The sequence below is a fragment of the Okeania sp. SIO2C2 genome (genome assembly GCF_010692625.1).
Taxonomy (GTDB): Bacteria; Cyanobacteriota; Cyanobacteriia; order Cyanobacteriales; family Microcoleaceae; genus Okeania; species Okeania hirsuta.
The window spans coordinates 143,979-165,121 of the sequence record NZ_JAAHGM010000004.1; the positions used below are offsets into that span (position 1 = coordinate 143,979).

Annotated in this window: 21 protein-coding genes; 7 read left to right on the top strand and 14 right to left on the bottom strand. The window is 35.4% G+C overall.

The features are described from left to right. Positions 1 to 130 precede the first annotated feature (130 nt). The gene (locus tag F6K18_RS04215; RefSeq protein ID WP_161565146.1) at positions 131 to 292 is read right to left on the bottom strand and encodes a hypothetical protein; all 162 of its coding nucleotides are present in this window, start codon (positions 290 to 292) and stop codon (positions 131 to 133) included. A 46-nt stretch (positions 293 to 338) separates the two neighbouring features. Next, positions 339 to 860: a pentapeptide repeat-containing protein gene (locus F6K18_RS04220; protein ID WP_287518930.1), complete on the bottom strand. Its 522-nt coding sequence runs from the start codon at positions 858 to 860 to the stop codon at positions 339 to 341. Between the two features lie 219 nt (positions 861 to 1,079). Here F6K18_RS04220 and F6K18_RS04225 point away from each other — a divergent pair, with 219 nt between their 5' ends. Further along, a complete protein-coding gene (locus F6K18_RS04225) occupies positions 1,080 to 2,609 on the top strand; it encodes a SagB/ThcOx family dehydrogenase (protein WP_287518931.1) in 1,530 nt (509 codons plus the stop codon). Positions 2,610 to 2,984: 375 nt separating this feature from the next. On the opposite strand, the gene F6K18_RS04230 is transcribed toward F6K18_RS04225, so the two are convergent. The 4 genes from F6K18_RS04230 to F6K18_RS04245 all read right to left on the bottom strand — a co-directional run bounded on the left by F6K18_RS04230 (position 2,985) and on the right by F6K18_RS04245 (position 7,091). Then, complete coding sequence (locus F6K18_RS04230) at positions 2,985 to 3,164, bottom strand: hypothetical protein (RefSeq protein ID WP_124154484.1); 180 nt, start codon at positions 3,162 to 3,164, stop codon at positions 2,985 to 2,987. Between the two features lie 443 nt (positions 3,165 to 3,607). Continuing rightward, positions 3,608 to 4,390 carry an ABC transporter permease gene (locus tag F6K18_RS04235; RefSeq protein WP_124154485.1) on the bottom strand — a complete coding sequence of 261 codons (783 nt, stop codon included), beginning with the start codon at positions 4,388 to 4,390 and terminating at the stop codon, positions 3,608 to 3,610. 592 nt (positions 4,391 to 4,982) lie between these two features. Further along, complete coding sequence (locus tag F6K18_RS04240; protein WP_287518933.1) at positions 4,983 to 5,648, bottom strand: 2OG-Fe dioxygenase family protein; 666 nt, start codon at positions 5,646 to 5,648, stop codon at positions 4,983 to 4,985. 681 nt (positions 5,649 to 6,329) lie between these two features. After that, positions 6,330 to 7,091, bottom strand: coding sequence for an HpcH/HpaI aldolase/citrate lyase family protein (locus F6K18_RS04245; RefSeq protein WP_287518936.1), 762 nt, complete (start codon positions 7,089 to 7,091; stop codon positions 6,330 to 6,332). 449 nt (positions 7,092 to 7,540) lie between these two features. Between F6K18_RS04245 and F6K18_RS04250 the strand changes: the two genes are divergently transcribed. Then, a complete protein-coding gene (locus F6K18_RS04250) occupies positions 7,541 to 8,233 on the top strand; it encodes a hypothetical protein (RefSeq protein WP_287518939.1) in 693 nt (230 codons plus the stop codon). 171 nt (positions 8,234 to 8,404) lie between these two features. Here the strand turns inward: F6K18_RS04250 and F6K18_RS04255 are convergent, their stop codons facing one another. Continuing rightward, a complete protein-coding gene (locus tag F6K18_RS04255) occupies positions 8,405 to 9,013 on the bottom strand; it encodes a hypothetical protein (protein ID WP_287518941.1) in 609 nt (202 codons plus the stop codon). A gap of 10 nt (positions 9,014 to 9,023) precedes the next feature. Between F6K18_RS04255 and F6K18_RS04260 the strand changes: the two genes are divergently transcribed. Next, positions 9,024 to 9,239, top strand: a complete 216-nt coding sequence (locus F6K18_RS04260; protein WP_287287725.1) for a hypothetical protein — start codon at positions 9,024 to 9,026, stop codon at positions 9,237 to 9,239. Positions 9,240 to 9,263: 24 nt separating this feature from the next. Here the strand turns inward: F6K18_RS04260 and F6K18_RS04265 are convergent, their stop codons facing one another. From F6K18_RS04265 to F6K18_RS04275, 3 genes are all read right to left on the bottom strand, one after another. After that, on the bottom strand, positions 9,264 to 9,716 hold the full coding sequence (locus F6K18_RS04265) for a PIN domain-containing protein (protein WP_287518944.1): 453 nt from the start codon (positions 9,714 to 9,716) through the stop codon (positions 9,264 to 9,266). A 36-nt stretch (positions 9,717 to 9,752) separates the two neighbouring features. Next, positions 9,753 to 10,040: a hypothetical protein gene (locus F6K18_RS04270; RefSeq protein WP_287518947.1), complete on the bottom strand. Its 288-nt coding sequence runs from the start codon at positions 10,038 to 10,040 to the stop codon at positions 9,753 to 9,755. Between the two features lie 140 nt (positions 10,041 to 10,180). After that, positions 10,181 to 11,713, bottom strand: a complete 1,533-nt coding sequence (locus F6K18_RS04275; RefSeq protein ID WP_287518950.1) for a glycoside hydrolase family 10 protein — start codon at positions 11,711 to 11,713, stop codon at positions 10,181 to 10,183. A 243-nt stretch (positions 11,714 to 11,956) separates the two neighbouring features. Here F6K18_RS04275 and F6K18_RS04280 point away from each other — a divergent pair, with 243 nt between their 5' ends. The 4 genes from F6K18_RS04280 (at position 11,957) to F6K18_RS04295 (ending at position 17,790) form a co-directional block, all read left to right on the top strand. Further along, complete coding sequence (locus F6K18_RS04280; RefSeq protein WP_287518952.1) at positions 11,957 to 12,805, top strand: hypothetical protein; 849 nt, start codon at positions 11,957 to 11,959, stop codon at positions 12,803 to 12,805. 471 nt (positions 12,806 to 13,276) lie between these two features. Beyond that, complete coding sequence (locus F6K18_RS04285) at positions 13,277 to 14,200, top strand: DUF1822 family protein (protein ID WP_287518954.1); 924 nt, start codon at positions 13,277 to 13,279, stop codon at positions 14,198 to 14,200. 33 nt (positions 14,201 to 14,233) lie between these two features. Next, positions 14,234 to 14,395 (top strand): hypothetical protein, encoded by a 162-nt coding sequence (locus tag F6K18_RS04290; RefSeq protein WP_287518956.1) that lies wholly within the window; start codon positions 14,234 to 14,236, stop codon positions 14,393 to 14,395. Positions 14,396 to 14,754: 359 nt separating this feature from the next. Beyond that, the gene (locus tag F6K18_RS04295; protein ID WP_287518958.1) at positions 14,755 to 17,790 is read left to right on the top strand and encodes a CHAT domain-containing protein; all 3,036 of its coding nucleotides are present in this window, start codon (positions 14,755 to 14,757) and stop codon (positions 17,788 to 17,790) included. A 767-nt stretch (positions 17,791 to 18,557) separates the two neighbouring features. Here the strand turns inward: F6K18_RS04295 and F6K18_RS04300 are convergent. The 4 genes from F6K18_RS04300 to F6K18_RS04315 all read right to left on the bottom strand — a co-directional run bounded on the left by F6K18_RS04300 (position 18,558) and on the right by F6K18_RS04315 (position 21,070). After that, positions 18,558 to 19,223 carry an HAD family phosphatase gene (locus F6K18_RS04300; RefSeq protein ID WP_287518960.1) on the bottom strand — a complete coding sequence of 222 codons (666 nt, stop codon included), beginning with the start codon at positions 19,221 to 19,223 and terminating at the stop codon, positions 18,558 to 18,560. A gap of 710 nt (positions 19,224 to 19,933) precedes the next feature. Further along, positions 19,934 to 20,212: a helix-turn-helix domain-containing protein gene (locus F6K18_RS04305; protein WP_287518962.1), complete on the bottom strand. Its 279-nt coding sequence runs from the start codon at positions 20,210 to 20,212 to the stop codon at positions 19,934 to 19,936. Positions 20,213 to 20,477: 265 nt separating this feature from the next. Beyond that, the gene (locus F6K18_RS04310; RefSeq protein ID WP_287518965.1) at positions 20,478 to 20,660 is read right to left on the bottom strand and encodes a hypothetical protein; all 183 of its coding nucleotides are present in this window, start codon (positions 20,658 to 20,660) and stop codon (positions 20,478 to 20,480) included. A gap of 257 nt (positions 20,661 to 20,917) precedes the next feature. Beyond that, positions 20,918 to 21,070 carry a hypothetical protein gene (locus F6K18_RS04315; RefSeq protein WP_287518968.1) on the bottom strand — a complete coding sequence of 51 codons (153 nt, stop codon included), beginning with the start codon at positions 21,068 to 21,070 and terminating at the stop codon, positions 20,918 to 20,920. Positions 21,071 to 21,143 lie beyond the last annotated feature (73 nt).

Below are 21,143 nucleotides of genomic sequence, written 5' to 3' on the forward strand. Positions count from 1 at the left end.
ATTAGTCAATCCTATCCGTTTTCAAGGAGAGGTAATTGTTAATTATTAATTATGGCTTACCGATCTAATCTAAAAGTATTTACAGATAAAGGTAAGTGCCTTTTTGGTGCTTTTAAAAAGTGCCTGGTTTTCAGCTCTTCACGCTCAAAAAGGAGCGTATTTTAGGCCAGAGTTGGGCAGAAAAATTATTCTTACAATTCTTACTCCTACCTCCTAGTTCATTCCCATTTCTCCTGTCTCCTGTCTCCTGTCTCCTGTCTCCTCCCCTCACCCAATAAGACTTTTTCAGCAAACCCTAATTATTAATTATTAATTATTAATTATTAATTATTAATTATTTAATACCCATCAGGTCCAATAGTAGTGTCGTTGTGTTCTGCCATAGATAAATCAACTTTTTTAGCTCGAAATAAATTACACCATCCCAATTTAGCATTATCTAATTTTGCCTTCTCTAGATTAGCTTTTCTTAAATCTGCGTGCCTTAAATCTGTATCTGTAAGGTCTGCATTATATAAATTTGCACCTTGTAAATTGGCTCGATTCAAATTTGCACCACTCAGAATAGCATTACGTAAATTAGCTCTCGATAGATTTCCCTGGGAAATATTGGTATTAGATAAATTAGCTTGATACAGTTTAATATCTCCCATTTCTACTTCTTGCAAATTACATCCTTTAAGATTAGCTTGATTCAAATTTGCATAAGGCATATAAGCTCTTGTTAAATCACAACCTTTTAAATTAATTCCTTCTAAATCAGCCTCAAATAATTCAATATTACTCAAATCAATGTCACAAAATTCTCTTTGACCCTCCGCGTATCTTGCCAGTAATTCCTCTGCACTCATTTTCTCCATCTTAATATTTTAATATTTTTAGAGCTACTTGATTAGCAGTTGATAATTATCATTTATGTGTGAAATTATGAGTATTTATACTCAGATTTTTTTATTAAGCTTAATATTAAGATTGCCTTATAAAAATTACTGCGATTCTAATCCTTTTTTAAGATTTGTAAAATTTTCATTCAGAAATGTCAAAATCATAACTATACCTAATAAAACCTAACAAGAATTATGACAGAAGTTAAACAATCCATCGCTCAACACTACCATGAACGGACAAAATACGACCCAGAAACAATAGCAAGTAAGAATCACCAACTAGACTGGGAAAAACAACCAGTACCATTCAAAAAATATAAAGTTGGGACAACTATTGACCTCAAACCCTATCTCCAAGAACAAATTAATCAAGAAAAAGATTTAGGAGAAGGAGAAAGGCTATCTAATTTATTTTTATGTAGCTATGGCTTAACTGGTAAAGTGGCAACAATTATGGGAAATCATTACTTAAGAGCTGCTCCCTCTGCTGGAGGTTTGTATCCTGCGGAGGTTTATTTAATTTCCCGTGGCACACCTCTATTACCTGCCGGACTATATAATTATCAGGCCAAAACTCATTCCTTACTCAGATTTTGGGATCATAGAATCTGGCCAGAATTGCAAGATGCTTGTTTTTGGCATCCAGCTTTAGAAAATACAAAATTAGCGATCGCCATAACTACTATTTTCTATCGCTCTGCTTGGCGTTATGAAGACCGAGCATATAGAAGAATATTTTTAGATACAGGTCACTTACTAGGTAATATTGAATTAGCTTCTGCTTTCACCAACTACCGACCTCACCTAATTGGTGGGTTTACCGATGAAGCAATAAATCAAATGCTTTATCTGGATACTCAAGAAGAACAGGCGATCGCTATTATCGCTCTGGCAGACCTACTAGATATTGAACAAAATCTCTCACAATGGGAAAGTGCTTTACCTTCTAGCACTCAAACAGATTATCCTCTCATTCCAGATGGCGAGCTGCTAAAATATTTACATCAAGCTACTCATATCAACTCAAATTCTCCAAAAGTGCCTAATTGGAAAACAAGAGAAACTCCTGAATACTCAGAAGATAAATACAACTTTCCATTCTGTACAAAAGTCTCCACTGTCACTCCCTCTATCTCATGGGGCAAAGACTTAAGAGCTTTAAGAAAAACAATTCTCAAAAGACGCTCTACTCGCGTGTATACTGGGAAACCAATTGCTTTAAAGGAACTATTAGCTGTATTAGATTTTACCTATCAACCCCATCATTATATTAATCAAGACTTAGATCGTAACCCTGATTATTTTGACCTAAGTTTAATCGAAACATTTATTGCCGTTTCGGGAGTAGATGGTTTAGAAGAAGGTTGTTATTATTATGCTCCAATAGCTCAAGAGTTACGACAAATTAGGTTTAAAAATTTCCGACAAGAGTTACATTTTCTGTGCTTGGAGCAGGAATTAGGGAGAGATGCTGCTGTTGTGCTATTTCATACCGCTGACCTCAAAAAAGCTGTAGCAAAATATGGCGATCGCGTTTACCGTTACCTCCATGCAGATGCAGGCCATCTTGGGCAAAGGCTAAATTTAGCAGCTATTTATCTTAATTTAGGTGTTAGTGGTATCGGTGGTTTCTTTGACGATTATGTGAATGAAGTTTTAGGTATTCCTGTAGATGAAGCCGTTGTGTATATTTCTACCTTAGGCCAAGCGCGATCACAATAATAGGATTGGGTAGCATAATTATAGCGATTTTCACAAAGGTAGACTACAGACAAAATATAAGTATGTTTTAAGTTTAATAAGTTACAGACCTGACAGCTGTATTCTATGTTAATGAAAACCGCTATAAAAAAGTTTGACTGTGCTACCTTTCTATAATAGACTTGTCGCTTTATAACTTAAAAAATCCCCAAAAACCTTGTTCTGTAAGGATTCTAGATATTAGAAATTAAAAATGCTTAGAATTATTGCTCTGTCTAGGTTGGAGCGATTTTTTCCCTCTATTTAGCGACAACTCTAATGAAATCAAATATGGTAGACATCTAATCTTTCTACTGCTTCGGCAGCAACAAAAGTATCTTGAGGTATTTCTTGGAGTCAATCTATAGCTTCTTGCCATACCTCCGGTGGATGAGGAGGGAGTGGTTGATATTTAACCATATTCTTAGCTTGAATATTTAGTTTTTGAGCTTCTTTGAAATCTTTTTCTTCAGGAGAAACAATTACTATTCTTTGACTAGCTTGTAGAGCATAGACAACTATACTTACTTCTATCATTAGAATAGAGGTGTTGCTGAATTAGTGTATGATATTAATCTTAATCACTTTAGGAGTCAGGAGTCAGGAGTCAGGAGTCAGGAGGGAAGAAAGAGGAGTAGAAGGAGAAAGTTTTTTGCTCGCTCTCTTATCCGGATAAGATATCATACCTCAAATCAGCAACGCCGAATAGATAATAATAAGATGATCAGACGTTTCTGTGAAAATTTTGTTTCTTCAGAAAGTTGTTCTTCCTGCTGTTGCTGTTGTTCTATTTCTTGTAGTAACTATTCAGAATCTAAACTTTCCTCAAGTTCACTTAAAAGTTGATTTGGTTCCATAGCTAAATTAAGTACCTGTGGAAGATTAATTTAACATTTAGAAGTAAAGAAGAGGGGGCATAAAATATATCTCAGTATATATATCTCAGTATAAATATACAAATAATTTTGCCCACCTACTTATTAACTAGAAGCACTTGTATAGTAGCGCAAAGCCAGCCGCCAAAATCCAATAGAAGCAAATAATAACCCACTTGCCAAAATAAAAGAAACTATTATCCAAGTTCCTCCAATTCTACCTAAGATTGCTTGAGTTGGAATTGTTGTTAAAAATGCAACTGGTACTAGAAAAGTAAAAAAGAAACGATAAGCATTGGGATAGGCACCCATTGGGTATCTTCCTGCTTCTAATAGGCCTTTAAGGACTTCTGTCACATTATAAATTTTTACGAACCAAATACTTGTTGAACCCAAAATAAACCACAGACTATAAAGAGTAATTATCCCACAGACTAGGGGTACTAAACTAAACAAATAATTATCTATTCCTAAGCCTAATTTACTACCAGCATATTCCAATAACAGAATACCAAAAATTACATCTGGTATTCCCCAAGGAGAAATTGTACGAGTAGAAAGCCAAAATTGACTACTGATAGGTTTTAGTAGTACAAAATCTAGAGTACCTTCTTGTACTTGTGTGACAATGCGATTCAGATTTGGAGTCAAAAAAATAGCAGATATACCCTGTAAAATAGTAAAAATTGCTAAGACGATTAAAGCTTCTTCCCAATTCCAAGCATCAAATTTATAGCCTGTTCTATAAAATAAAAATAACCCAAATAAGCTACCTAATAAATTCCCTAAACTGCTGATTGCTGCTATAACAAAATTGAAGCGGTATTCTAATTCAGCAGCGATCGCTGTCCCCCAAAATAATTTTAATATTTGTAGGTATCGTTCCATTTTTATTTGATTTCATCAGAAAATTTACATCTTTAAAAATTATACAGCAATCCTATTTCAGTTGTAGGTAAAAATATTTGAATTTAGGGAAGAGGGAACAGGCAACAGGACTAAAAGTTTCAGAGTTTTTATATATCCTTAGATTTTTTACAAAAGATTTTTGATTGCTATATCAAAATAATGTTTAGTTTATGCCAATTATATGTGAGACTGCGCAAAATTATGAAATTTATTCACTTGTCTTGTTGATCTATATTTACAGTTAACTCTAATTCAAATATTATTCTATGCAACTTTATATGAATTTGATATTAATCTCCTTTTTTTCAAGAAGGTGATTCGGGAGTTTTAGCAATTATTGAGTTAGAGTTAAATCTGCATTCTAATTGATGTATAGCAGGTAAAGGTGGGGTATTAAATTTAATAGTGGAGGAGTGAAACAGTGAGATTTATTTTTTCCTAATTCCCCTCCAATTCAGGAAAAGGTAATTCTGAAAAATAATAAGTTTAATTTCCTCTTATCTAGTAACAAGTCTACAAACAACTTATCAAAAGTAAAAATCTCTATCTTTAGTCGTTATTTCTCTCTTCTTCAATGAATCAAACTTGGAGAAGTTAACACAAATACATCCCGATATCCCATTTCTTCACTCACAGGTTTAATCGGAGTTGTAAAGTGGAAAAATTCATGGTCATTTACTAATAATAAATCCCCAGGATGGAGAATTTTACTAAACACAGGTTTTTGTTTTTTCGCAGTATAAAGATGGGTTGCACCTCCTTGAATATTATGTCGATCTACTGCAAATATGCCAATAAAATCTGTGCCATCTCTATGAATACCTTCCGGTGCTGGATTACCTGAATTATTAGGCGAACAAATAGTTCTTATTTGATGAACTCCAATATCTGCTTCTGGATGTAGTTTGCAGGAATCGCAGAAAGCTAAAATCATTTTTTTAAAGTTATCTAAGACAATAAGTCTGTCGTCTATTTCAGCAAATTCTCTTTTTATATCCCCTACTAAAGGATTATAATTTTTACTTTGATAAAGATAACCGTGAGGCTGTTTTCCTAACTCTTCCCCTGAGATCATAAAACGAGAAAGTCTTCTGTAACGATACTTAGCTTTTATGTAGGGATCGACAGGAAGATCGGCAAAAAACTCTTCAAAACCTTCCATGCTAATTGAGTTTACCTTTTTGTAGGTAAACATAAAAGCGTAATCTAAATTAATTGATTCTAAAATTTTTTGCATAAATATTTCTCCCTATTTTATAGAGCAAAATTTTAGTTTTATACAACTATATTTTTAATATAGCTCAGATTTCTGAGAACTGTTGCTAAATAGTATACAAACTATGAATTTTTGTTAAAAAATGTGGCGTTGGTGAAGGGCGTGTATGATATTAATCTTAATTATTTAGGAGTCAACCCACCCCTCGCCCCTCCCCCTCCCAGGAGGGGAATTCAGGAGGACTGAGTCAGGAGGAAAGAAAGAAGAAGAAAGAATAGTAGAGGGAGAAAGTTTTTTGTTTGCACTCTTATCCGGACAAAACATCATACCTCAAGTTACCAACGCCAACAAGTCTAATACTAATTGAATAAATGTTGGCTAAAAATAGCTTGGCTATTTATTAGGAGTCAACCCACCCCTCGCCCCTCCCCCTCACAGGAGGGGAAGTAAGGAGTCAGAATGAATCGTTTTTATACTATTTAGTCAAAGGAACATTTCCTGTAAAATCTTTTAGTCACTCCAATTATTGATAACATTCTTAGATTAACTTTTTCCCTCTTCCTTCTTCCTTCTTCCTTCTTCCTTCTTCCTTCTTCCTTCTTCCTTCTTCCTTCTTCCTTCTTCCTTCTTCCTTCTTCCTTCTTCCTTCTTCCTTCTTCCTTCTTCCTTCTTCCTTCTTCCTTCTTACTTCCTAAGTAAAAATTAACCTTTTACAGCTCTGACCAAAGCTTGACAACTTTGTAAGAAAATACTCACATCTATGCCTAATCCAATATACTGAACTCCACAATCAATCCATTTTTTAGCAGTCTCAGGATTATTAGTAAAAGTACCAACAGTTTTACCAGCATTCCGGATAATTTCTACTGCTTTCTGCATTAATTCAACAACTCGAATATCATCTACCTCCCCAGGAATACCTAAAGATTGAGATAAATCATAAGGACCGAGAAAAATAACATCAATATGAGGAACTGTAACAATTTCTCTCAGATTTTCGACTCCTTTTGTACCTTCCACATGAACAACAACTAAAGATTCTGCATTCAATTTATCGGTAATATTACTACCTGCTGAAGTGTAAACTCCAGCGCGAGTTCCAAATGATAAACCACGGCAACCAATGGGATTATATTTAGCACTTTGCACTACTATTTCTGCGTCGGTTATTGTTTCTATCTGTGGAACTTGTACCCCCGCACTACCAATATCAAGAGCGCGTTGAATTTGTGCAGCATCATTTTTGCTAACTCTGACAACGGGAGCAACACCTCCACAGTCAGCAGCACGACAAAGGTCTTCTGCAACTAAAATATTTAGAGGTCCGTGTTCGAGGTCGATAACTGCGAAATCAAATCCTGCTATACCGCAAATTTCGATGAATGCAGGGTAAGCACAATTCATAAAAGTTCCGAGTACAGTTTCGCCGTTTTTGAGTTTTTGTTTGAGTTGATTTTTTTGCATGGTTAATTGAATATATAGAAAAGAGGTAATAGGGAATAGTAGTGGGAGCATCTTGCTTCCGTTCCTGGTATTTCTTATTCCTGTATACCATTACTATGTAAAACTACCAACAATATTACTAGAGAGTTTGGAGACCAAACCCCTACCAAGAATTTTAAATTTTTGGAATAATGCTTATACATTATCCGGATTAATTCCTCTTTCCTTGAGCATTTATACTGCTCTGTCTGCACGTTTTTTTTCCTGAATAGTTTTGTAGAATGAGCGTCTTGCCTTTTAGTTGTTTTATCCTGAACAAACACTCAGCTCTTGGTATTAGCGGTTAAAGAGATGATTTTTTGCTAGGAGTAACATTCTTAATCGGGTATTCAAAGCGATCGCTTTGAATGGTTCTTAAATTTTCACCTCTTGATTTACTAACGCCCAAACTTAAACATCAGGTACAACTAATGACTACTCCACCAAATCGTAATTTATTTAAGAGATTGATCGACTCTATCCGTAACAATATTATTGCTGGAACTATTGTTGGCACTATTGCTGGCATTATTGGTTCTAGCATGGGATTTGTTGTTGATTTTGTAGAATTTCAAGCACTTCTCTATCCTAAAATAGATACTAGCAATTATAAATCGGGCTGGGTTTTGGTCAAAATCACAGGATCGTCTGTGACATCTTATGATTTCGCTGAACAACAAGGAACAGATAGACTCAGAAGTTTTTTTGTTCAGAAATTAACAGGAACATCTAAACTAACTCCCATGATTTATACAGACCATCAACCTACGGATCGAGTGCTAAATCAAGGTATATCTCCAGAGAATGATATTAGTGTTCTCAAAAATGTAGATTACCAAGGCACAATTCCTGGTATTACCAAACCCATATCAAAAAGACATTCCCAAACTCTCAATGCACGACTCATTCAGGCGAGTAGAAATGAAGAACCTGTTTGTCTTTTGGTTTATGGTATACGTGATAATGAAAAGTCTCAATTCTTGAATATTGTAGACTTTCAAACAGTAAATAAAAAGTCTCAAGATGAATATAATACTCTGATAAAAGAAGAAAATCCACAGAATAAACGGAAGAAATTAGTTAAGTTAACTGGGGATGTTTGCCCTGGTAAAACCTTGTTCTAGTAATTATCAAAATATCAATCCTTAGTTAATAGATATTTTTACCCTCGAATATGAGCTTTCGTTAATCAGCAGAAACCTGGTTTTTTAACAACCATTAATATTTTGAGCTAATAGAGAAAATAGATAACAGGAAAGTCTAGGGGTTTGGAGACAAAACCCCTACAAATTATCCTATTTATCATCATCCTCTTCTACTAATTGAACGAGGTTTTCCAAAGCACCATAAACTCTTGGCAGATTATCTATAGTGAAATTCCCAGAATCTTTGATAAAATTGTCTCCCGCAAGCTTTCCAAACTGCCATAAATTACCGTCTGTAACAATTCCATATACTGCCCTTAAAAAATTATCATTTATTTTCTGTGACGCGAACAACTCCGCCAAACATTGCCCCCAACCATGGTCAAAATCATTTTTCTTAGCTTCAACAACAATAACAATAGGCTTTTCTAATACAGTTTTACCAAGTTCAGAACGTCGTGAAAAAATATAGTCAGGTGTTCCAGAGAGAATTTCATCGTAAGAAATACTTTTGCGAATCCAAAATGAATACTTCTGATAATATTTCTTATAAACTTCACGCAATAGTGGCGAGATGATAATTTCACTGCGAGATGCTTCTGAGGCAAACAAGTCTATATTTTCTTTGTTAAATTCAAAGTCTTGGATAAAACTCTCTGAAGGCAATAATTCCTGACTAACTATGAAATTCTCTTCTGAATATTTAATTCTATACTTTTTTTGTACATCCGAGATTGTCTTAAAATCACTGAAAGCCATATTTGATATAATGTTAGTTACAAATGGTAGAGACGTTGTATGCAATGTCCCTACTAAATCAGAAGGGCTAAACGTTGAAGAAAAACTTCAATTAATGTGTTATTTATCAAGTCATCTTCAAAGAGATGATAATTCAACCCCTAAACCTAGGCGTCAATGGCATAATATTCAAGGAAAAGCAACTTATCCATTAGTAGGAGAAGATGCTCAACAATGGATTTATTGAACTCGTCAAGAAGACACTTATAACTTAAACATACTTATTAACAAAAGCTTCAGGAGTTAGACACTCAAACTCTCCAGTTTTTTCTACAATAGCCTTAATTAATTTATAGTTAGCCGACACAAAACATTGAGCTTTAGCTGTTTTAGCAGTTAAATAAACTCCTGCATCCTCTCTAGGAATATTACCTGAATTTTTAATTATTTCTAGTTCATTTTCATCCAGTAGAACATAACATACTTCAAAATCTTGCCAAATTTTATCGACTATTTCTCCACTCCAATCTTTATTTTTTAGACGTTTTGCCACTCGCAAAATTTCTGCAAGCAATATTTCTGAAATTACAACTTCAATTAATGAAGATTTTTTCATACCTAAACCAGCCCATTGAAGACATCTAAACTCATTACTTTCTGGAGCAGCGAAACCAATAATATAAACATTAGTGTCGAAAAATATACGACTTGGAGAAATAGTCATTTTTTTTATTTCAAAGTATTATCAAATTGAATAAAATTAGTGATGTTCTTGTGAAATTTCCTGTCTCACTTCTCGCACTAAATTCACTATCTCATCTCTTGATTTATATCCTGCCTCTGCTAAATCTTTAGCAAATTCTGATTGTAACCTTTCTATAGGCATTAAAGAATATTGAGAAGATTTATTTTTTCTAAGTTCAACTATCATTTTTTCAATTAAAATAATTTGTTCAGAAACAGGAAGTTGTTTCGCTAAATTCAGCACTTGTTCTAACATAATAATATCGTCTCCGTGAAAAATAATAACCCTGTAGGGACGTTCCATGGAACGTCCCTACCTTTTTAAGGGGATTTAGGGGAATCGTAAATTTACTTCATCTTTATGAGAAATGCTATAAATAGAATTCCGAATTGGTAAATTTACCTTTAATTCTAAATTCTACATTTTAAATTCTAAATTCTGAATTACTGTACCGTTACCGCCACTTCTGAACTTTCATTTGCCAACCTGTCTACTGCGCGCAAAGCATAAATTCCTGGCGTAACTCTCACCGCATTAGTAGCAGAATTTAATACTTGTACAAGTGCCCATTGATTACCTGTTTGCTGATACAATGCCCAAGATCGAACATCACCAGTATTATCAGCACTCCAACTAATAACATCAGAATTAACTTGTATTCCTGTAGGTGGTGCGGGAGGTTGGTTATCTAACCACGGCATCGCTGGAGGTAATGCTGGAGTTGGATAAACTGAACTTTTGAACACATTATTCACACCTGCGAAATTATCTCGAAACATCTTCATACTAAAAAAGATATTTCCTAAAGAAAGTTGACTTGCTCTCTGACGAGAAATAGCAACTTGTCTCTCAAACTCAGATACTGACCAACCCGCACCTTGCAACTGACTTAAATAGTTTCCCGCATAAATATGACGACGTTGTGGGTTTTGTTGTAACCACCAATTTAACAAAACTGGATAACTTTGTTGAGGGGGGTCGATTCGCCAATAAAGTTGCGGTGCTAAATAATCTACCCAACCCTTCTCCATCCATAATTTTACGTCAGCATATAAACTTTCATATTGATCTAACCCGACAATACCAGGAGGGTTCCCTGGGCGATAAATGCCAAATGGACTAATGCCAAATTTTACATAAGGTTTCTCAGCGTGAATACCTTGGTAAAGACGTTGCACCATATTATTCACATTCTGTCGTCGCCAGTTAGATACAGAGAGAGTACCACCAGATGCTTTGTATGCGTTATAGGTTTGGTAGTCGGGGAACTCTTGCCCCCCTTTAGGATAGGGGTAGAAATAGTCGTCAAAGTGAATGGCATCAACGTCATAACGACGGACTACATCCATAATGGTGTTGAAAGTTTGGTCTTGAATAACTTTCGCCCCTGGGTCCATCCAAATGTTGTTGCCGTATCTATAAGCATATTGGGGATATTTGACTGCCATGTGATTTCCAGCAAAGGAACCATCATTGGGACTAAGTTGAGCGCGGTATGGGTTAAACCAAGCATGGAGTTCGATATTGCGTTTATGACTTTCGGCGATCGCAAATTCTAGTGGGTCGTAATATGGTTGTGGTGGGGTTCCCTGTTTGCCTGTCATCCAACCACTCCAGGGTTCGATGGGAGAATCATACAAAGCGTCTCCATTGGGTCGAACTTGCAATACTAAAGCATTGAGGTTAAGTTCTTGCATCCGGTTGAGGATGTTGAGTAATTCTGATTTTTGTTGCGCAACAGATAGACCACGTTGGGAAGGCCAGTCAATATTGGCAACGGATGCTACCCATACTCCTCGAAATTCTCTGGGGGAAAAGGAGGAGGGTTGTTGAGCAGTGGCGGTTGGTAGATAACTGTAGATTTGAGTGAGGGTTAGTCCAAATATTATTAGGGAAACCCAGAGGAGGTTTTTGGGTCGAAAGCGAATATTTTGAGGGATGTTAATTTTGGAAAATAGTTTGCTGATTAAGTTCATTTTTGGACGATTTGGATAATTGACGTTGTTGAATGGTAATAATTTTTAGATTAAGTATCAACGCAAAACATAAGTTTTTCAATTTTATCTTCAGTTACTTACCATTACATTTCAGGAACACCAGTTAACTAAGTCAAAAGTCAAAAGTCAAAAGTCAAAAGTTAGAAGTTATTTTTGGCATAATTTTTTGACAAGCTTTCGACTGTATATTTAGAGGCTTTTTTTTCTTTAACGTCTAGAGTAATGGACGAACAACTTAAACAACTCTTACAAAAAATCTGTAACTGTCCCACCGGAAGTCTGAAATATCAGCAAATAGTGGGCAGTTTATTAAGTCTAACTTCTCGGTTCCCTGGTATTCGCCGAGATGCTCACCCAAATTATTTGGAGGCGCTCAATAATACTTTATTTGATGTCAGACAAAATTTGGCACAGTTTCTCGATCGCGCAGATATTGACCAAGTTTCTGCTTCGACGTTACGGGAGCATTATGTTAGGTGGGTGAATGGGTTTCTCAAATATGACATTCTCGACTTATACTGTCGCCATCGTCAGGAGCTGAGTCTGAATGTCACACAACGAGATAAGGATGAGGGAGAATGGATTGAAAATTTATCTGATGATGGTTTTATTTATCCGACTTTAGACTCGTTGGATAGTTTGATGCAGCAAGAAGAAAGTCAAACTACTCAAAACAAGGGTTTAATTTTGGAATTGTATATCGAAACAGATCCAGAGGGAAAATTAAGTAGTTGTCATCCGCAAAATTATCCTGACTGTAATGCTCAAACTATAGTGCAATATTTTTATTTGAGCGATCGCGCGGAAAAAATCACAGTTAAGGAAGATTGGGTTATTATTAGAGGTCGCAAAGGTTTAACTATTAAAAAAAGTAATAAGCGGATAACTTTAGTTGCTGCGGAACCGAAAAAAACATGGCAAAGTTTTGCTAAAGAACAGGGAATTAATTATCAAACTTTGAAAGCTCATTGGCAGCGCAAATGTTTGCCTTTGTTACGGGAAATTGTTATGGATATTGAGAATAATTTGGATTATTACAGTAGATTTCTTGCCGAAATAGGGAACAATTAATAATTAATAATTAATAATTAACAATTACTTCTCCTTTAAAAGAAGGTAAGCATTCAGCTCTCAGCAATAAGACCTTGCTTTTAAAGACATAGTTTAAATGAATATAGACTTTAACGACTTTTGTAGTTAGATTAATTCTAACTCAATTAATACAACTTTAAAGCCACATCAAAAGCAATAGCTGATAGCTGACGGCTAAATGCTTACAAAAGAAGAGGATTTACTCAAAGGATTTTTCTTAAAAAAAGGAGGCTTTAAACGACAATTTTTCGGTAACAGGCAACCAAAAAGAGAAGCATGAAAAAATACAGGAATTTTTTAAATTTTTACTGTGGAAAAATGGTATAAACAAGTTCCCTTTGAACCAATATTCCCTTCTGCCTTCTCCCCCCTTTCAAAGGGTGGTAGGGGGGATGCCTTCTGCCTTCCTTAGCAGCAGGTCTAGTCAACATTTTTTAGGATAAATTTACTATGAATAATTACACTCAATTACGTCCGGTTATTGTACCTTTGGATATTAAAACACATCAAAAAGCATCAGCTTTAGCTGCCCAACAATCTCATCCAGAAATAGCTAAACAAGTTTACTTAAATATTTTGGCTGTTACTGCTGTTTCTCATTTGCTGAAATGGCTAGAATTTGAGACAAATTTAGAACAGAATAATAGTTTTAATCCGCTGCTGAGTGGGTTATTCAATGCTACTGATTTGATAGTAGAAAATCGGCAGTTATTATGTATGCCTATTTTGCCTGGAGAAACAGAATTTTCTGCCAGTTTAGATATAGCTGAAAATTTTATTGGTTATGTGGCAGTGCAATTTCAGCAAAGTTTAGACAGGGTAGAAATTTTAGGATTTTATCCAGCAGTTAAGAATGATTTACCGGAAAAAATATCTCTTGCCGAGTTACAACCTCTGGATAATTTATTTGAGTTTTTGGAGAAAAATAAACAGGAAGTTTTACCCCTGAATCCTTTGGTTAATTTAGGTAATTGGTTTGCTGGAATTTTTGAGGAAATTTGGTTGTCTCCTGAAGCAGTTTTAACCCCAAAGTTAGGTTTTGCTAAAAGTAGTTCTGTTGATACGGTTAAAAGAGCAAAAGTTATAGATTTTGATTTACTTTTAAATCGGCAAAAAGTCGCTTTAGTTGTTACTATTCAGCCTGAATATGATTCGGAAATGGGGGTATTAGTGCAAGTTTATCCTATTGACAGGCAAGAATATTTGCCTCCTGGTTTAAGGTTAAAAATTGAATTAGAATCAGATACTGAGGAAGTAGAATCTAGGGCAGCGGACCAATTAATTCAGTTAGAATTTAGTGAAATTCCTGGTAAATATTTTTCTGTAAAAGTGATATTAGATGATACAGAAATAGTTGAAAATTTTGTAATTTAGCTTCAGGAAGGAGGAAGCAATTTGTAGGTTGGGTTGACGCAGGTTAGCGGAGCTTATCCGGAGGATAAACCCAACATTCATACTAGGGCAGCCGACCAATTAATTCAGTTAGAATTTAGTGAAGTTCCTGGTAAATGTTTTTCTGTAAAAGTCATTTTAGATGATGCAGAAATAGTTGAGAATTTTATAGTTTAGCTTCAGGAAGGAGGAAGCAATTTGTAGGTTGGGTTGACGCAGGAAACCCAACATTTATCATTTACCTTATGGGTTTAATACCCCACCGTCTACAGGGTGTTCAAAATTGTTTGGGGTTAGAATCCATAAGCAATTTTCCCTTCTGCCTCCTGCCTTCTGCCTTCTGCCTTTTTCAAACCAAATAATATCAAATCCACTTGTTTTGGAGCAGACTTTGTAGCTTAGGTTGAGGCAGGTTAGCGGAGCTTATCCGGAGGATAAACCCAACAATAATCAAGAAGTTTTGTTGGGTTGCGCTACCGCTTAACCCAACCTACTAATTTCTTTCAATATCAAAGCAGTTCATTTCTCAAAAAACCATGAAAAACAAAATCACAATCTATCTCAAGGACGGCAACTTTTCAGAAGGCTTTAATTCCGTAACTATCCAACTCAATCAAACCCCAAAAATTACTACAACTCTACCAGCAGCACCCCAAATTCCTTACCTATATAAAAACTGGCAACAACAATATATTTCCCTCACCCCCACCCCCAGAGCAGGATTCAAAAAACATCAAATTACTAATATTTCCAGCTCCGAATGTTTCCATTATTATCAAAGACTATGCCAAGAAATTAATACCTGGTTCACACCCATAAAAAACCTAATTCCCCACACTGAAAAAACTATCCTTATTCTCAATACTCAAAATATTTCCGATGCCCAAACAGTAGAAATTTTACATAAACTACCTTGGGGAGAAATCTACCTTTCAGAAAATCAGAAAATTGAAACTATACTCAGTTTCCGTGAGGGAAAAAATACTCCAAATATTATCTCTGAAATTCCCAGACAAGTCAAAATATTAGGAATCTTAGGAGACGACACTGGTATTAATATTTCTCAAGACAAAGACTTAATTCAAAAACTTAGAAGAAGAGGAGCTATACCTAAATTTTTACCACAATCAAATCAAGAACTTAAACGACAAGACTTTGCACAACTATGGGATGAAACTTGGGATATAATCATCTTTTCCGGTCACAGTCAAACTCATCAACAAAACTCTGGTATTATTCATCTCAATTCTCAAGAATATTTAGACTTCCAAGACATTAGAAATACTCTCATAACTGCTAAACAACAAGGTTTACAATTAGCTATTTTTAACTCCTGTGATGGTTTGGGTTTAGCTCAACAATTAGCAGATATTGGCATTACTATTATTATTTGGCGAGAAATTACCCCAGACCAGGTTGCTCCTCTATTTCTTAAATACTTTCTCACCTCTTTTACTAACAACAATTCTGTCTATACTTCCATGGAACAAGCTAGACAAAAATTACAAGAATTACATCCAGAAATTGAACAAAAATTACCAGGAATTACTCAGTTACCAATAATAGTTCATCATGGCAAAGTTACACCTCCCACTTGGAGTCAACTACGGGGTAGAAGTGGGGGAAGAATAGGTGGTGCTGACTGGAATTTAGAGAATTTACTGACTCGTCAAGAGTTGCGTAACCGGAAGAATTTATTGGAGGCAGTCAAACATGAAGTAGTGGCACGTTTGAGTCAGTCTTTGCATAATCAAATAGAGGTTTTAATTAATGTTCCGAAACAGTTTCAACCTCAACAGGTAAAACGTATTTGGGATGTGAGTGTGAAAATAGGCGATCGCCCAACCATAAAATTATCCCCTGATGCGGATATTATTGATGTGTTTGATGACCCGTTGGTTGGGGGTCGGTTGTTAATATTGGGTGCTCCTGGTTCTGGGAAAACGACGACGTTGTTGGAGTTGGGTCAGGAGTTGGTTATTCGTGCTCAGATGGATGGGGAGTTGGGGATACCTGTGTTTTTGAATTTGTCTTCTTGGAGGGATGATCAGCAGTCTATTGAGGAGTGGTTGGTGGAGGAGTTGCGGTGGAAGTATGGGGTGAGTCGGGATATTGGTAAAAGGTTGGTCGAAGGTAAGCAGTTGTTGCCGATGTTGGATGGTTTGGATGAGTTGGAGTCGTCTCGACAGGGTTTGTGTGTGGAGGCGATCAATAGGTTTTTGTTGGGGGAGTGTCGTCCTGGGTTTTTGGTGGTGTGTAGTCGGTTGGAGGAATATGAGTCTGTTGGGGGTGAGTTGTGTTTGAATGGTGCGGTTTGTTTGTTGCCGTTGAGTGATGTTCAGGTGGAGGGTTATTTGTTGGGGTTTGGTAAGGGTGAGTTGTGGGAGTGGGTGAGGGATGATGTGGAGTTGTTGGAGTTTGTGAGGGTGCCGTTGTTTTTGAGTATGGTGGTTGTGGTGGGGGTTTCTTTGAGGAGGTGGGGTGAGTTGAGGGAGGATGAGCGGTTGGATTTTTTGTTGGATGCTTATGTGGTAAGGATGTTGGAGCGCAGGGTTGATAGTCGGTTTTATGGGGAGAAGGGGATGCCTAGTGATGAGATGACGCTGCGTTGGTTGGGATGGTTGGCGTCTCAGTTGGAAAGGCATTCATTTACTGAGTTTTTGATTGAGAGGTTACATCCTGTTTGGTTAGATAGCAAGAAGGATAAAAGAATTTATAAGTTGATTTTTAGCCTCGTTTGTAGCAATTATATGTGGTTTTGTTTTATAGGAATTACGTCTATTGACAATATTATTTGTACTCAAATTGGTCTGATGATTGTATTCTTATTGATGAATCCTAATGAAATAAATAAAAGTACTTACAAATATAAAGGTCTTTACATTAATCCTATTGAAACAGAAGTTATGAAATTTTCTTGGAGAAAATACCGAGAATCTTTCAGAGAAATATTGTTTAATTTTCATCCTAAAAACATTTTTAATTTTGAACATAATAAAAAACTTCTAATATTATTGACTATAGATCAAATATTCTTAAGTTTAACCGCTTTTTCGTTACTTTATACATTTGGTTTTAACTTAAAAATTTTGCTATTGCTGAATTTAATGCTAATTTTTATATATACAATTTGTGTGATTTTTTTACCTCCTATACTTGCTATAAGTGAAGGTTTAAAAGGTGGAGAAGTGAAAAGTAAAAAATATCCCAATGAAGGAATGTGGCGAACTTTATTAAATGGAGTGTTATTGGCGATAATTACTCTTCCCTTTGCAGTAATTATGTTTCTATTTTCAAAATCAACTAACTCTGAATTGACCAGCAAAATACTATTGTTTGTTTCTAGATTTTTGCCGTTAATGGCAGTCTTAACATTTGGGTTACCTGTTATTCAACACCTAATACTCCGCATCACCTTTTTCCTCACAAAAAAAGCCCCCTGGAATTACGCCCGCTTCCTCAATTATGCCACGGAAAAAATGTTACTTCAGCGAGTTGGAGGAGGTTATCGATTTATTCATAGATTACTCCAGGAACGTTTAGCATGGCGGTACAATAATCAGCAAAAATAATACTCTTTTTCCAATTTTTATATTACCGAAATATTGTGGTTTAAAGCCGACCCTTGATCGGGGATAATAAATAAAAATTTCGGTGTTCGTCAATCCTCTTCTTTTGAAGGAGAGGTAATTCTAAATTCGCGCATTCTAAATTCTAAATTCTTGAAGCCCGCTTCCTCAATTATGCCACGGAAAAAATGTTACTTCAGCGAGTTGGAGGAGGTTATCGATTTATTCATAGATTACTCCAGGAACGTTTAGCATGGCGGTACAATAATCAGCAAAAATAATACTCTTTTTCCAATTTTTATATTACCGAAATATTGTGGTTTAAAGCCGACCCTTTTAAGGGGATGAAAAAATATTCAGTTCAGTATTTAAAGCCTCTAGCTTTAGTCGGAGGTACTGATAACTGTTAGCGTAGCTCCTCCGATAGGAGGCTAACTGATAACTGATAACTAAAATGACGTTCGCCAGTCATTTTTTTATCTCCTTTTCATAAACTAATACCTCTTGGAAATAAACATTTTTAGCTTTTATGTAACTAAGGATTTATCTTTGCCATCATAACCTTAGTTTTTTTAAACTTCCTTTTGATTTATGTGATATCAAATCCGCTGGCTTTGGAGTAATATAATTCTACCGTCAGTAGGGGAAAACGGCCCTTTACCCCTACAATATTGACTATTTTTCCCTAATTATGAATTATACCAATGCTACCGGATTTGATATGAAACCCTATTAAGCTAAAACCAATTTACAAGGTTAAAAACTTATTTCTACATACCATAAATATTCCAACTATCTAAAAGTTGCTGTAATTTTTCATCACTAAAATCATTAATAATAATACTCGCTCCCACCTCTAATAAAGATTCAGGTTCATGGGTAGAAGCAACTCCTACTGTATAAATTCCTGCTCCTACCGCCGACTTAATTCCCGAACGAGAATCTTCAAAAACAATTGCCTCTTCCGGGGAAATTTCCAATTTTTCTAAACATAATTTATAAGGTGCAGGATCTGGTTTTGCCACAGTCATTACTCCACCTAATATTACTAATGGAAAAGTCTCTGTTAACTGCAAAACATCTAACATAAATTCAGCATTTTCTGGAGGTGCATTTGTCACAACTGCTTTCTGAAGTTTTTGGTTTTCTACCCATTCAATAAATTCTAATAATCCTGTTAATGGTTTTAATTTTAAGGCAATTTCTCTAAATTTTTCCTCCTTATAATTTGCTAGTTCTTCTGCTTCTGTAGTTGATAGTTGTGGTAGCAAATCTTGAATAATTGCTTGATTAGTTCTACCACTAATGTGTTGTTTATAAGAGTTATGGTCAATTATTACTCCATGATTATTTAAAATTTCTTTCCAGGTTTCGTAATGCAAAGGGTCTGTATTTGCTAGGGTGCCATCGAGGTCAAACAAAATCGCTTTTAGCATCTTAATTTATATAGATAGATAAATGATATTTACTTTTGGGGTCTGAACGGAAATTTTACTTTTTGATGGAATGGAAAATATTGAAAGGTAATTAGAGGAGAGTTTTTGGGTAATAGAAAAAATGACTATTTGATTTTACTACTGATTTTCAAATAATACGAATAAGTTTTTGCTAAGTATTTTCTGGTTTCTGGGAAAAATTTATCGGGGGCGGGAAAAGTCTACTCCGGCGTTAGTATCAAATTTCTATTTCTGATTTGTCTCTATTGCCCAATACGCAATAGAAGTTTTTGCCTACTAATTTCTGATTTCTGGGCAAAATTTATCGGGGGTGGGAAGAGTCACCTCCGGCGTTAGTATCAAATTTCTATTTCTGATTTGTCTCTATTGCCCAATACGCAATAGAAGTTTTTGCCTACTAATTTCTGATTTCTGGGCAAAATTTGCCGGAGGTGGGAAGAGTCACACCCAACGTTAGTATCAAATTTCTATTTCTGATTTGTCTCTATTGCCCAATACGCAATAGAAGTTTTTGCCTACTAATTTCTGATTTCTGGGCAAAATTTGCCGGAGGTGGGAAGAGTCTACTCCGGCGTTAGTATCAAATTTCTATTTCTGAATTAGTATTTTCTGATTTCTGGGAAAATTTGTCGGGGGTGGGAAGAGTCACACCCAACGTTAGTATCAAATTTCTATTTCTGAATTGTTTCTTATTTTAAGATCTCAATATCTCGATTTAAATAATTGAGAAACTGAAATAATTGCTCAGAATCAAATTCTTGCAATAGACCACTGATAAGTCTCGAAATTTTTTCCTCACTAATACCTAATAATTCTGATGCTGTAGAAAGAGTTAATTGACATTCATTAATTAATTCACATATACGGTTAGCTATTTTGGCCTTAGCTAGAGTTTTTTCAGCATTATTAATACCTAAATCAGCAAATACATTACCACTACTTGCAGTTACTAAAATTTCATCACTCATTATTATTATCCTCTTGATTATTTATCAACGATTCATCAAAATGTTGTTGGGCTATTTTTAGTCATTGCTGAATTAATTCAATATCTTTTTGAGGTGTTTTTATCCCTTTTTTTGATTTCTTCTGAAAAGCATGGATAATATCATGTCCGGATAAAAGCGTGATAAAAAACTTTCTCCTTCAACTCCAGTTCTTCTTCTTCCTTCTTCTTTCTTCCCTCCTGACTCCTGAGGACTGACTCCTGACTCCTCCGCCGTTATTTATTTATCATTTTCTTTGTGGGTTTAATACCCCACCGTCTACACGGTGTTCAAAATTACTTGGGGGAGCGAATCCCCATGTAATTTTCCGACTGTCTCCTGTCTCCTGTCTCCTGTCTCCTTCTTCAAAACTGTTCAACCGGACATGATATAACATAAATCCTACATTCCGCATGACAAAAAGTAGCATAAAAATAAGCGAAATAAACGGGTGCATCTCTTATGTGCAAAAATACTTTTTTCCTATATATTCCCTGTTGCCAGATGAGCTGTTGCCTGTTGCCTAAAAGTGATAAATTTTTGGCTTTATTCACGCATTGAGATGCACCCAAATAAACTAGCAACCTTTGTGTTAGATTTTGTTTTTTATTTCCCTTGAATTTTAGTATTTTGCCACTCTTCCAAAGCACCAATCACAAAACTTGCTGCCGGATGATTTAAAAATTGCTAAAAAGCACTCACACCACCAGCTTTTAAAGCACTAAAAACCCGATTCATCAAAGTAGGATTAGTTTCAATTTTCTCAATTACTTCCCCTGCTATTTTAATGTTTCCAGTCATTGTATTAGTAAGATTATTTTGATTTAGTTGTTCCAGCAATTTTTGAATTTCATTGGCAGCTTCAGCCAGGCTTTGTTTTTCTGCGGAATTATTATAATAATCTCCTTCAACA